The organism is Paenibacillus aestuarii, assembly GCF_027789125.1.
Lineage (GTDB): Bacteria > Bacillota > Bacilli > Paenibacillales > NBRC-103111 > Paenibacillus_E > Paenibacillus_E aestuarii.
On the sequence record NZ_JAQFVF010000018.1, the window covers coordinates 124,075 to 136,799 of the forward strand.

Sequence of the window (12,725 nt, forward strand, 5' to 3'; positions counted from 1 at the left end):
ATAATTATTGGTTTGTGTTCGACAAGGCGTCTCCCGTGAAAACTTTCTCTTCTCGCTTGTAGGCGACTACCGCGATGTTTATATTCGGCTAGGCATACATTGATCTTAGTCAAATATAATCGGGTGGTGTGAGATTTGTGAGACATATCGTTGGCGTCTTATTGGATCGGGATACATTCAAAGGACTCCCCAAAGGGAGAACCGGAACAGAGCGTATTCAATTGTATAACAAAGCTGCTAAAAAGCTTGGTTTGAAGCTCTTCTATATGTCCTTACATCAGATTGGAAAGACATCCGCGCTCGGTTATACGTATACAGGTCGCTCCTACAAACTTGTCCGGCGATCCATTCCTCGCGTCACGCATAACCGTTCCATCACATTGTCGCCGTATTTAAAGCGCAAGCTTCAAATGTTATCCCAATCGAGCATTGTGTTCAATCGGCAGAACCGTTATGATAAACACCGGATTCATAAGCTTTTGGACAAAGAGAGCACACTAAGCAAATACTTGCCGGTTTCAAGCAAATATTCGCGTAAGAAACTGCTGAAGGCGATGGATAAATATCCTGCCCTATTCATCAAACCGACCAATAACAGCGTCGGCAACGGCATCATGAAAATAGCGCGCTCTCAGGATGGCAAGTTTCATTTGCATTGGAAAAAAGGGGATCCTAAACAGGTATCGCGCAAAGCCGCGGCCGCTTTTATCCAAAAAAAAGTAAGTCATCAAACCTATATGATTCAAGAGGGAATTCCGTTGGCTACGTATAAGGGCAGGCCTTATGATCTGCGTGTCTCTGTGCAGCGCAGCGCCGGTGGCGCTTGGCAAGTAACAGGAATCGTCGGCAAAGTCGCCGGGCGCGGTCGGCATGTAACGAATGTCGCCAAGGGTGGCAAAGTGAAAAAAGTGCGTGAGCTGTTCGGGCATAGCGGTTTTCAACCGGAGAAAATGATTGCGGCCGTGGAGAACGTCTCCTTGTCGATTGCCCGGCATTTGAGCGAGAAGCTTCCGCATCTGGCTGATATTGGCTTGGATATGGGGATTGATAAAGAGGGCCGCATCAAGTTTATCGAGATGAACGGGCGGGATCAGCGATATGCCTTTCGCAAGGCCAAAATGAATGAAACGTTTTACCGTTCGTATGAGAACCCGCTCAAATACGCCAAGTTTTTATTAAATAAACGATAAAATGGCCATGACCAAGCTCCCGCGGTTGCCTTCGTTGCTGCTGGAGTTTGGGGAATCATGGGGAAGGAATAACATGAAGCGAATCTTAGTCATTGAGGATGAGAAAAGCTTGGCCCGTTTCATTCAGCTGGAATTGGAACATGAGATATTTTATGTAGAAACGGCTTATGACGGGCGGAGCGGATTGGATCTTGCCCTGCAGCAGGAGTGGGATATGATCTTGCTCGATATCATGCTGCCTTTTGTAAGTGGTATAGAAGTATGCCGGCAAATTCGCCAGCAGAAGAAAACGCCCGTGATCATGCTTACTGCCAGAGACACAGTAACAGATCGGGTGTCAGGGTTAGATAGTGGCGCCGATGACTACATACCCAAGCCGTTTGCCATTGAAGAGCTGCTGGCCCGAATGAGGGCGCTATTCCGCCGGGTGGATATGCAGGATACGAGCCCTCAGCCTCACCAGACGCTTGCGTTTCGCCATCTCAAGGTGGATGTTGATGCCCGCGTCGTTCATAAGGGGAATCAACTCGTTGATTTAACGAAGCGGGAGTTCGACCTGCTGGTGATGTTTATGAGAAATCCCAACCTGGTGTTGACAAGGGATATGCTGTTGGATCAGGTGTGGGGCTATGATTCGTTGGTGGAGACGAATGTAGTGGATGTGTATGTGCGCTATTTAAGAAATAAATTGGACGAGCCTGGAGCCGACAGCTTTATTCAAACGATGCGCGGGATCGGCTATGTGATGCGATGATGAGAAAAATTAGAACTATGATCAGAAGGCTCCCCATTAAATGGAAGTTAATGTTGGGCGCCACATTGCTTATTTTTATCCTATTTGCTTTTTATAATTTCGCCCAATATCTGGTATTGAAACAATGGATGCTGAAACAAGAGAAAATTGCCGTGCAGGTGACCATGGGACAAATTCAGGAGTATTTGCTCGATAAGTCGCGTACACCTGAAGCGATCCACAGTACGGAGACCGAGGCTTACCTCAATAACTTGATCGATAACAATCAAATGCTCCGTATTATCGACTCGTCGGGTACAGTACAAATTGTGATCGCCAATCAATTCGATGCGAACTGGGTGCCTGCTGAAGTCGTACATGAACCACAGCTGATCGAAATTAGCCATAATGAAGATCATCTTTTGGTGTACCGCTCGCCCGCGGCTGCCATAGGGACAATTGAGATCGCCAGCAATTTAGAGACGTTTGACCATTTTAACGAAGCTTTGCTCTGGGTGATGGTCACTTTCGGGATCTTGGCCATTGGCATCAGTGCGCTCAGCGGGCTCACAATTGCCAAGCAGTTCATGCTGCCTATTCGAGCGTTAGCTGCCGCGATTCGTAATGTCAAGCAAAAAGGGCTGCGCGAACGGGTTGTCGTCGTTGAAAATGGCGATGAATTATCGAGCTTGGCCAAGCTTTTTAATGACTTGATGAATCAGCTGGAGAATTCATTTATGAAGCAGAAGCAATTCGTCGAGGATGCTTCCCATGAGCTGCGAACGCCGATTACAATTCTGGAAGGCCATTTGTCACTATTGAACCGATGGGGGAAGAATGATCCAGCCGTGCTGCAGGAATCGTTGGTGGCTTCTTTGCAGGAAGTCCGGCGCTTGAAAGGAATCGTACAGGAATTGCTGACTTTGACGAAGGTGGAGACGCAGCCGGTGCAAGACGTATTGGAGCCGACACCGCTAGAACCCTTGCTTGTGCAAACGATCAAACGAGTGGAGATTCTCCAACCGGACTTCACGTTCACGATGAAAACTGCCAACTTGGCGGACGTTATGTTAACGATTAATCCGCTTCAGCTGGAGCAGGTGCTGCTGATTTTGCTGGATAATGCTGTGAAATATACGGTGGAAGACAAGCGGATTACGTTGGAAGCGCGCCATGAGAACCATGTCGTCTCGATCTCGATTGCGGATCATGGCATGGGCATTCCTGAAGCAGATTTACCGCATATTTTTGATCGCTTTTATCGGGTGGATAAAGCCCGAAGCAGGGAGATCGGCGGTACAGGCTTAGGGTTATCGATCGCCAAACAAATTGTGAACAACTATCAAGGTGAAATCCAAATTGAGAGTCAAGAAGACAGAGGGACGAAAGTGACGATTCGTTTTCCGCTAGCGCCATGTTTGCGGCTGCATTAGAGCCTCCTTGGTGTTAGCTACTGGTTTCTGATAGGAAATTTCCGTTTCTCATAGGCTTCTCATTTTTCTTTTGTAAAGTAATTGTAAGCACGCTGCTCAGCGAAAAAACAAAAGGATGATGAACATGAGTTTAAACGATTTTGACTACCAGTTATTTCAATGGATGAATCAATGCGCGGGTTTGTTTCCGGCCTTCAATCCAGTTATGCGCTTCTTGGCCCAAGATGCGGAATACTTTTTCTTTTTAGGTGTCATTGTATATTGGTTTACCAGAAGAAGTGAAAATCGGAGAATGGTCGCCGAGGCGCTGCTTTCCGCTTGTGTGAGTTTGGCCATCAGCGGCATCCTCGGCCACTTCTTTTATCGCGATCGGCCATTCGTCACGCATCATGTGCTGCAGCTCATCGTGCATCCGGCGAATGCCTCGTTTCCGAGCGATCATGCGACTGGGGCCTTCGTCATCGCAACAGCGATCTGGCTCTTCCGCAGGAAAGCCGGTCGAGTATGGCTGGCGCTTGCGGCTTGCATCGCCATTTCACGCGTCTGGACGGGCGTTCACTATCCGGCGGATGTGCTCGCGGGAGCTTTGCTGGGCACGAGCACCGCGGTATGCGTCCATCAATGGTTGAAACGCTCGACATGGTTGTCTGCATGCATCGAGCTCTATGAAAAAATCGAGGCGAAAGTATGGCCTAGATCGCAGCAGCGCTCCTATTGAATGCCAAAAGCTTCCGGTTACAGCGGGTAATCGGGAGCTTTTTTTAATGCGCAGGAAGGAGGATATTGACTTCCGTTCCAACTTGCTGAACGCTGCTGATGTGAATGCTCCCCTGATGCTGCTTGACAATCGCTTGGGCAATAGAAAGACCTAATCCGGCTCCGCCAGAATGCCGGCTTCGGGAACGGTCAGTGCGGTAAAAGCGGTCAAAAACCAAAGGCCAACTCATCCTGCGGAATGCCGATCCCGTCATCGGCGATTCGGAGGCGGATATTGCCGGGGATGCTGCTAATTTCCACATGAATGATGTATTTACCATATTTCAAGGCATTATCTAAGATAATGAACAGGACTTGTTTGATTTTCAGTGGATCGGCCTCCATCACGACAGTGTCTTCATACGAGTGGAACTGGATGTACTTATCTGTCAGAGGCTGCTGTGTAAGGATGATCTCGTCGCATAGCTGAACCAGATCAAAGGCGCACTTCTCCAGACGCAACTCATGTTCCAACCGGGCCAGATCAAGCATTTGATATGTTACGGATTTCATGCGGATGCATTCGGCATGAATCGTTTCCAACGCTTCCTGATATAGCTCCACATCATGAAAACCCCATCTGCGCACAAGGGAGGCGTAGCCTTCCATAATCGTTAACGATGTCTTGAATTCATGGGAGGCATCCGAAATAAACTGACTCTGTTGGCTCATGCTCGTTTCAATCCGCTCCATTAACCGGTTGAAGGTCGTGGTCAGCTGATACAGCTCATCTTTCGATTGGCGGTCTGTCGGGATCTTGCGTATCTCCAGGCTCGTTTCGATATCTTCCATCGTCTGCACCATACGCGAGATTGGTAATAACAGCATCTTGGACACTAACAGGCTTGTTTGTATAGTAAAAAAGGAAGCTAGTAGGGTGACGACGATTAAAATTTCGATTAACCGGAGCAGCCGCTGCTGGAGCTCCAGCGGTTCAGCCACGATCTCCAGCGTGCCGACGTACAACTCTGCCTGCATGATCGGCAGACGCACAATGATGAGCGGCTCATCTGTGAAATTCGAGACCATCGTTTGAATGTTCTCTTGCTTAACGAGCTTAGGCGGAATGGCAAGCAGCTCCGTTGTGGTATAGGACTGATTCATGATCTCTGCATTTGTATTGAGGCTTCGAATGAGCGCGTGATCAGGAAGAAATTTTCGCAGGAGGCGCTGATTACCGGCTTGCAGCAACTCATCAGGAGAGAGCTGACGGATGATTTCGCTACCCGTCGTGCGGAGATCGTTAATTTCTTCATCCTCCTCGGTTACGGCAAAAAGCATATAGATGATGATCGTGACCGGGATAACAATGCTCATGACACTAATGAAGGAGAGCATCGCGGCTTTCGTTTTAATCTTCATGAACGAGGACCTCAAAACGATATCCAGCGCCTCGAATCGTTTTGATCAGGAACGTAGAAGCTGGCAATTTTTTGCGCAAGTAACGGATATAGACATCGATCAGATTTGTACTGCCGAGAAATTCGTATTTCCACACATCATTTATAATCGTCTCCCGACTAAGCACTTTATTGGCATGTTCGATGAAATAGACGAGGAGTTCGAATTCTTTGGTTGTTAGCTCGATTTTCTCCCCGCTGTGCGTCACTACCCTGGTTTTGAGATTGATGCAAGTTTCTTTCAATTGATACGTGATTTGCGTTCCCTGGCGTACAGGCCGCGTACGCAAATTGGCGCGTATCCGGGCCAACAATTCCTCCATCTCAAAAGGTTTGGTGACATAGTCCTGCGCACCGAGATCGAGCCCATTCACAATATCTGCAGTTGCTTCGCAAGCGGTGACAAAGATGATGGGCGTATGCGTGTCGGCCTCTCGAATGGCTTTGATCAGGTCGAAACCGCTAAGCCTCGGCAATAAAATATCGAGCAGAATGAGATCCCATTCGTTATGAAGGGCTTTGCGCAGTCCTTCGGCACCATCAGGGGCAAGTTCAATGGAATAACCGGCATGCACAAGCTCAAGCTGCAGCAGCCGGGCAATTCTTTCTTCATCTTCAATGACAAGGATCCGCTTCATCTGTACCAACCTTTCAAGCCTGGTCACGAGGCTAGATTGAGATGCTACATCTTATGCAGTAGCGAGATCATAATCTTCTCGGTTCTAAAACGCTAATTCCAACCTGCAAGCCTTTGGGTCGGAATTAGGTTTTTGTGCATGTTAACGCCTCTTGGTCCGTTTTCTGGCAATGAATCGGCCGTGCAAACGGGCAAGCCGCAGCGCTTTATAAAACATGCGCTTATCTTTCAGTTGGTTAAATATAAACGGATCGGGTGAAGTATTGACTTCAAGAATCCATGGTTTCAGGGTAGAATCCACGCCAATATCCACACCGATTTCTTTATAACCAGGGTGTGATCTTGAGAATTGTTGAGCGATTTCGTTGCCTAGGCGCACTAATTGGTCAATATAATTTTTCTTTTTCTCAGCTTCTTTGATATGGGCGCCAAGCAGCGTCTCTAGCGGTAAAGGCTTTCCGCTATTATGAAAATTAGTCACAATTTTTTGGGGATGAGCGACGCGCCCGATATAGCCGGTGGCTTCCCAGTAATCACTTGCGTTCTTCTGCACCATCACACGGATATCAAAGATCCGCCCCCGATAGGTTAACAACCGAATTCCCTTTTGAATCAAATAATTGCGATTCAATTTCGCTTTGTTCAGCGAGTGAACCAGTTCACGATAAGAGTTGAAGGTCTTTGAAACGGTTCCGATTTGGTAATTGTACCGACCGGCGCTCAGCTTCTTAACCCGGATCACCCCTTGACCAAAGGTTCCTATGACAGGTTTCACATACACCATATTATGTTTGTTCAGCATATACAGTAGATTGAGCTCATTATACAATCTGGTATGCGGGACGAATGTCCGAAGGATTTTGTTACGCAGCAGAATCTTCGTTTTGATCCATTTACTACCCAAAGTGCGCGATCTTATGATTTTCAATTGAGCACCTCATCCATGTTGGGATTTGAATAGATAACGTTCATAAATCCATCCATTCCACTGCATCGTATTCAGCAAGAAGCAACAATTTGTGGGTATCGCCGAATGGAAACATTAAATAAACTTCATCTTGAACATGCATGAGCCAATCAAAGATCTCTCATCAAAATCTCATCTTGCGCTTTTATACTTGGCGGGAGGGGGCATGGGCGTGACAAAACCATTTTTGATCCTAAATGTTGTCCTAATCTTGTTCGGCTTAAGCTTATACGTTGCTTTAATTGAAAGTAACCTTGATGCCATTCCGTCTGTCTTCTTGGCGGAGATTGGCTCACTGGCGGTGTGCTTTGGGGGGATTTCGATACTCAGATCGCTGCGTGGTGAGGAGTAGTCGGTTGAAGTGTCCAAAATCACTTATTTCACCTGGTTAATCATTTACCTAGTGGATGGTTGAATAGTTTCCCAAGTGGCTGGTGTGTTAGGCCATAGCTTCTCTTATAATGGCTTCAACAAGAACCCTGGATCGTGTTTAACGGCGTTTGGGGGGACGGTAATTGCCATGAGGTGGGGAACACATGCAACAAACGAATATGTCCGTTTGGTTTTGGGCGCGGATCTTTCTCGCGATCTTGCTTGTAGCTGCTATTTTTTCAAGAATTCATGGGCCAACTAAAAAAGAAGAGCAGGAGCGGCTGCAATGGCAAGGATCAGCCTCTGCGTGGCTGCCAGCGGAACAAGCAACTACCGTGACGAGCTCAACTACGCCCAATAAAGGCGTTATGCCAGAGTTGATCATCGCTCATCAAAAACGGGATGCCCGTCTACAATTGAGCGTACGATTGAAGCCTATTGGAACCAAGGATAGTGCAGAGGTGCACCCGGTTGGGACAGGTACTTTGACGAATGGCGAAGCGAAGATCCATCTCTTTATCAATTCGACATCAACGTTAACCAAGCGCAAGCTTGCGGATGGCACCGTCTATGTGTCAGGTACAATGAGCGGGATTCTCAACTTGAAGGGCAAACAGACGAACGTTGATTTGGTTATAAAATGGGTGGAAGACACGAATGAAATTGCAATCGCTTATCCTTACACGGATCAAGGCGGCGTCATCCTCTTTGGCACTGGGATGCAAAAGCATAGAGATGAAATCGATTCTATCCAGTAGGAGCCGCCACAGCGGCTCCTTTTTGTAATTTGCTGACGGATGTTCATTGTTTTTAGCGATTTTTGCGCTTGCCCAGGAAATAATGTGAATTTCATTTCCGCAAGCCAATATTACCCCTCTTGCTGGAAGCGGTCGACTTCTTCTTTGTACCGGGCATGCCATTTCTCCCAGTCGCTCTTCGGGAATGCCATAGGTTGTCCCTGAAGCAAAGCGGACATCATATCCAGGCAAACATGCCACCCCGATAAATCCTTCGAAGTATGATCGGACAAAGCGCCAATATACTCTTTTAATACGAGTAAGCATCCTTCCGGTTCGGGATACAGCTCGAAGCGTACCCTGTCTGTGCCCCACACAAATTCCAGAACAGAATAGGGGATACATTCCAAAATTTCCATGTCGATGAATGTGCCTGACCCGTCTTTCATATCAAATTTGATCAATCCGCCGGAACGAAGGTCATTGATCTGAAGATTTGGCATCCATTTGGCCAATTTGTCATTATCCGTTATCGCAGCCCAAACTTTCTCCACAGCATGCTGTAAATGCCGGTCAAAGCGGACGATATATCCGGCGTCTGTCCTTTGAATAGAAGCTAACATCACGATTTCTCCTCATCATCCAAAAATTGTTCAAGCGAATCCAGCCACTGCGACCAGTATTGCCTGTAAGGCTCCAGCCAATGATCGATGGCCATAAGCGGTTCAGGGCGAAGATGATAAATGTTTTTCTGCGACTCTTTGCTCACGGTGACAAGTCCGGCTTCCCGAAGGATGCGCAGGTGTTTGGACACTCCCGGCTGACTGAGATGGGAACTTTCGACAAGCTCTCCGACGGAGCGCGGGCGTACCCGGAGCAGATCGATGATGTTCCTGCGGTTTACTTCGGCAATCACCTCGAATAAATCGCTTTGTTTCTGATGATTAAGCATGTTAACGACCATCCTGTTCATCATTCCATTACTCACTGGTTATATTACCGGAAAGTAATATAAGATGCAAGCTACCTGTATGTTCTAGTTAAAAAAACAGCAATCACGTATAGAATCCACATCGTAGGTAATCGTACATGCAAATCAGCCTGTTTCTGAATACATAGGAGTTGAGGAGGCGGATCATCATGCCAATGAAAAATGGAGGGCAATATACGGAGCGGATAAATAATAATATGGCGCATGTATGGCTTTCGGGTGAGCAGGTGAAGGGGCCGTTATCCGAACACCGAGCATTTAAAGGTTTGATGGCGACGCAATCATCCATGTATGACATGCAGTGCGAACAGGCATGGATCAGCAAGATGTCGTATCCTTCGCCGTTAACAGGCGATCCGGTTGGCCTCTCCTTCTTACAGCCGAAGACCAAAAAAGATCTGGCAGCCCGTCGTGAAATGATGCAGGCTTGGACGAGCAAACATTACGGCTTTATGGGCAGGTCGCCTGATTACATGAATACAGCGTTAATGGCGTATTCGGCAGCTTCAGGCTTGCTGGAAGAGAGCAATCCTCAATTCGCATTCAATTTACAGAACTACTATGCGTACTGCCGAGATCATGACATTACGCTCTCACACGTTTTTGTACAGCCGAGAGCGAGCAGAATTCCGAACATTTGTCAGATGTTCGATTTGCCGGAACCGGCCCGAATCGTTGACAAGAACAACGAAGGCATCGTCATCCAAGGCACTTTCCTATTGGATACGCAGGGGGTCACTTCGGATGAGATCCTCGTCTTTCCAGTAGCCCCGCCTTCCGAACTGGAGGAGAATCCACATGCTTTTGCCTTTGCGGTGCCCAGCAATTGGCCGGGCATTACATTTCTTTGCAGAGAGAGCTTTGTCGGCGGCGAATCTTCGTTTAACTATCCGCTAAGCTCGCGGTTTGAAGAGATGGATACGCTCGTCTTTTTTGATCACGTGGTGGTCCCTTGGGATCGTGTCTTTATTTGTGGGGATGCGCATGTCGCGTCACGCTTTTTCGAAGATAGCCATTTTTATATTCATACTGGGGCGCAAATCATCGGCAAAAATATTGCCAAAACAGAATTTCTGTTGGGCACGATTGAAAACTTAATTGATGTGGCCGGAATGGAAAATCATGCGCAAGTCATCGAGAAAGTAGCAGAGGTCATCGTAGCGCTTGAGACACTGAAAGCTTTGCAAATCGCTGCTGAGAAAAAAGCCTCCCGCGACCGGTGGGGGAGTATGCTACCTGACCAAAACGCCCTTCTGACAGCCAGTGTTTATTACCCGAAGATCTACCCGCGCCTGATCGAAATTATTCAATTAATCGGGGCTAGCACGCTGATTATGATCCCGGACGAAAGGGATTTTCAGAGCGAGATCAAAGAGCTCATCCTTGACTCTATGAAAACAGTTCATCTCAACGCGCAGCAGAACGTGCAGTTATCCAGGTTAGCTTGGGAGCTCAGCGTGAGTGCGTTTGGTGGCCGACAGACTGTCTATGAACGTTTCTTCTTCGGGAATGCAGCTATCGTCAATAATCGGTTATACAACGGGTACCAGGGAGGAGAATCGTTTAAACAGCGGGTTAAGGATTTTTTGTATGGAGGCAATGAATGAAGGATGATGAGGAACGGATCAACGATGGCTCTGCAAAGGCGTGAATGCCGATTGCAGAGCCATTTGTTTTGCGGGAGGGCTAATATGAATCCATTGAAATTCCATAAAAAGGGTGTTACAATTAGCTTGTAGGGACGTTATAAGTCCCTGTGGGACGGATTTAGTCCCTTGGCTCAGGTAAACAAATGAATAGGAATGAGGGATCGTATGGATCAAATGCTGTTCAAACAACTTGAATTTATACGTAATCGTACTATCGATGCTGTTCAAGGTTTATCAGACGAAGTGCTTGATGTGATTCCGGAAGGCTTTAACAACAATATTCGATGGAATTTAGGGCATGTTTACTATGTGCAAGAGCGGTTTGCCTTCTATTTTGCCGGCGAACCTGTGCAATTGCCGGACCACTTTGAAGCGTTATTTCCGAATGGGACTAAACCTGCCGACTGGGTGGTCACACCGCCGACGAAAGATGTTTTGCTGCAGCTGCTTATTGAGCAATCGCAGCGCATTGAGTCCGTCTTAACGAATCGCTTGGAAGAGCGCGTGAAGGAACCATATACGACGAGAAACGGTCTGACGCTTTCGACCATTCAAGAGTTTTTAACGTATACGCTCTATCATGAAGGCATTCATTTTAACGCGATTAACTTTCTTAAACGCTTTGCCAATAGAGTACAATAAGGTTAAAGCCCACAGCTCATCGCTGCGGGCTTTTTTTGCCGCCATTCAGATCGGCGCCGTAACCGGTGCCGGCGGCGCAACAAAATCCTTCGCGACCGCTTCCACCTCCTCTTTCGCCCTTTTGAGAATAACCTCGCGATCGTAGACGCCACCGCCTTCAGCCCGAACGATGGTATAATCCTCGATGCCAACAAAGCTGCTGATCATTTTCATATATTTGTGAGAGAACTCATGATCCGCATACCAGCCCGGTTTGGAATAGACGGCATCGCTGGATTGAATGACCAGCACTTTCCTGCCATCATTCAGCAGCCCGACAGGACCGTCATCCCCATAGGCAAATGTTTCTTTGGCGATTAACACATTATCGAGATAGTCTTTTAGTTTGGAAGGAATATTGAAGTTATACAGCGGAAAAACAAACACATATCGGTTCGCCCATTTAAAATTATCCAGCAAATGATTCATACGTGTTAAAACCTTCTGCTCGTCTTCGTTCAAGTCTTCCCCTTTGGCCTTCTTGTCCCAGGCGCCAAGCACAAGATCATCGACAACAGGGATGTCATTCCCGTACAACTCGAATTTTTCAATCGCCGCTGTCGGTTCCAGTTCCCGCACCTTCTCGATAAAATGCCAAGCGACGATCAAGCTGTTGGACTTCTCTATTTCCACGATTGGATGGGCGAATACAACCAGAATTCTAAACATAGGGTTCTCCTTTATCAAACATCAAAATATACAGATGAACATAATATTTCTTATCATTTGCAAATTTATGCCAGATGAGGATGGTTTCGCATATACGAAAAGATAAACCTGACGCTGCATGTTATAATATGGATTAGATGAAGCAAGTGAAAGGAGTTCGTATATGAAAATAAGTAAACAGAACGCTGAGCATTATGTGTGGGGCAGCATATGTGATGGCTGGCATTTGGTGAAAAATCAGGAGCTCAGCGTCATTCATGAGCGAATGCCGGCACATACGGCAGAAGTGAAGCATTATCATGAACGTTCGCGTCAATTTTTCTTTGTTTTGTCAGGCGTCGCCTGCATGGTAGTCAATGGAGAAGAAATATGGCTTCATTCACAAGAGGGGATTGAAGTGCCACCGTTCGTTCCGCACCAAATGTTCAACAAGTCCGATGCGGATACGGAGTTTTTGGTCATATCGCAGCCTACGAGCCGGGGAGATCGGATCGCGGTTGAATAAGGATT

Annotated in this window: 16 protein-coding genes; 9 read left to right on the forward strand and 7 right to left on the reverse strand. The window is 47.2% G+C overall.

Annotation, left to right across the window (positions count from 1 at the left end; genetic code table 11):
* The first annotated feature begins 137 nt into the window (after positions 1-137).
* The 4 genes from O9139_RS04350 (at position 138) to O9139_RS04365 (ending at position 4,074) form a co-directional block, all read left to right on the forward strand.
* Positions 138-1,190 carry a YheC/YheD family endospore coat-associated protein gene (locus O9139_RS04350; protein WP_270878226.1) on the forward strand — a complete coding sequence of 351 codons (1,053 nt, stop codon included), beginning with the start codon at positions 138-140 and terminating at the stop codon, positions 1,188-1,190.
* A gap of 73 nt (positions 1,191-1,263) precedes the next feature.
* Positions 1,264-1,944 (forward strand): response regulator transcription factor, encoded by a 681-nt coding sequence (locus O9139_RS04355; RefSeq protein ID WP_270878227.1) that lies wholly within the window; start codon positions 1,264-1,266, stop codon positions 1,942-1,944.
* A 17-nt stretch (positions 1,945-1,961) separates the two neighbouring features.
* Entirely contained in the window at positions 1,962-3,356 is a 1,395-nt protein-coding gene (locus O9139_RS04360) for a sensor histidine kinase (RefSeq protein WP_270878228.1), read from the forward strand.
* 124 nt (positions 3,357-3,480) lie between these two features.
* Positions 3,481-4,074: an undecaprenyl-diphosphatase gene (locus O9139_RS04365; RefSeq protein WP_270878229.1), complete on the forward strand. Its 594-nt coding sequence runs from the start codon at positions 3,481-3,483 to the stop codon at positions 4,072-4,074.
* A gap of 43 nt (positions 4,075-4,117) precedes the next feature.
* Here the strand turns inward: O9139_RS04365 and O9139_RS04370 are convergent, their stop codons facing one another.
* The 4 genes from O9139_RS04370 to O9139_RS04385 all read right to left on the reverse strand — a co-directional run bounded on the left by O9139_RS04370 (position 4,118) and on the right by O9139_RS04385 (position 7,077).
* Entirely contained in the window at positions 4,118-4,291 is a 174-nt protein-coding gene (locus O9139_RS04370) for an ATP-binding protein (RefSeq protein ID WP_270878230.1), read from the reverse strand.
* On the reverse strand, positions 4,281-5,474 hold the full coding sequence (locus O9139_RS04375) for a sensor histidine kinase (RefSeq protein ID WP_270878231.1): 1,194 nt from the start codon (positions 5,472-5,474) through the stop codon (positions 4,281-4,283). The genes O9139_RS04370 and O9139_RS04375 overlap by 11 nt, the downstream gene beginning before the upstream one ends.
* Entirely contained in the window at positions 5,464-6,150 is a 687-nt protein-coding gene (locus O9139_RS04380; protein ID WP_270878232.1) for a response regulator transcription factor, read from the reverse strand. Before O9139_RS04380 ends, O9139_RS04375 begins: the two co-directional genes overlap by 11 nt.
* A 141-nt stretch (positions 6,151-6,291) precedes the next feature.
* Positions 6,292-7,077 (reverse strand): YheC/YheD family protein, encoded by a 786-nt coding sequence (locus tag O9139_RS04385; protein ID WP_270878233.1) that lies wholly within the window; start codon positions 7,075-7,077, stop codon positions 6,292-6,294.
* A gap of 211 nt (positions 7,078-7,288) precedes the next feature.
* Here O9139_RS04385 and O9139_RS04390 point away from each other — a divergent pair, with 211 nt between their 5' ends.
* Together O9139_RS04390 and O9139_RS04395 are read left to right on the forward strand one after the other, a co-directional pair.
* Positions 7,289-7,468, forward strand: coding sequence for a hypothetical protein (locus O9139_RS04390; protein ID WP_270878234.1), 180 nt, complete (start codon positions 7,289-7,291; stop codon positions 7,466-7,468).
* Positions 7,469-7,652: 184 nt separating this feature from the next.
* A complete protein-coding gene (locus tag O9139_RS04395) occupies positions 7,653-8,246 on the forward strand; it encodes a hypothetical protein (protein ID WP_270878235.1) in 594 nt (197 codons plus the stop codon).
* A gap of 110 nt (positions 8,247-8,356) precedes the next feature.
* Here the strand turns inward: O9139_RS04395 and O9139_RS04400 are convergent, their stop codons facing one another.
* Both O9139_RS04400 and O9139_RS04405 read right to left on the reverse strand, forming a co-directional pair.
* Positions 8,357-8,848 (reverse strand): SRPBCC family protein, encoded by a 492-nt coding sequence (locus O9139_RS04400; RefSeq protein ID WP_270878236.1) that lies wholly within the window; start codon positions 8,846-8,848, stop codon positions 8,357-8,359.
* Entirely contained in the window at positions 8,848-9,177 is a 330-nt protein-coding gene (locus O9139_RS04405; protein WP_270878237.1) for an ArsR/SmtB family transcription factor, read from the reverse strand. Before O9139_RS04405 ends, O9139_RS04400 begins: the two co-directional genes overlap by 1 nt.
* Positions 9,178-9,365: 188 nt before the next feature.
* Between O9139_RS04405 and O9139_RS04410 the strand changes: the two genes are divergently transcribed.
* Positions 9,366-10,823 carry a 4-hydroxyphenylacetate 3-hydroxylase family protein gene (locus tag O9139_RS04410; protein WP_270878238.1) on the forward strand — a complete coding sequence of 486 codons (1,458 nt, stop codon included), beginning with the start codon at positions 9,366-9,368 and terminating at the stop codon, positions 10,821-10,823.
* A gap of 207 nt (positions 10,824-11,030) precedes the next feature.
* A complete protein-coding gene (locus O9139_RS04415) occupies positions 11,031-11,507 on the forward strand; it encodes a DinB family protein (protein WP_270878239.1) in 477 nt (158 codons plus the stop codon).
* A 45-nt stretch (positions 11,508-11,552) separates the two neighbouring features.
* Here the strand turns inward: O9139_RS04415 and O9139_RS04420 are convergent, their stop codons facing one another.
* A complete protein-coding gene (locus O9139_RS04420) occupies positions 11,553-12,215 on the reverse strand; it encodes an FMN-dependent NADH-azoreductase (RefSeq protein ID WP_270878240.1) in 663 nt (220 codons plus the stop codon).
* 163 nt (positions 12,216-12,378) lie between these two features.
* On the opposite strand from O9139_RS04420, the gene O9139_RS04425 reads away from it, so the two are divergent.
* Positions 12,379-12,720 (forward strand): cupin domain-containing protein, encoded by a 342-nt coding sequence (locus O9139_RS04425; RefSeq protein ID WP_270878241.1) that lies wholly within the window; start codon positions 12,379-12,381, stop codon positions 12,718-12,720.
* Positions 12,721-12,725 lie beyond the last annotated feature (5 nt).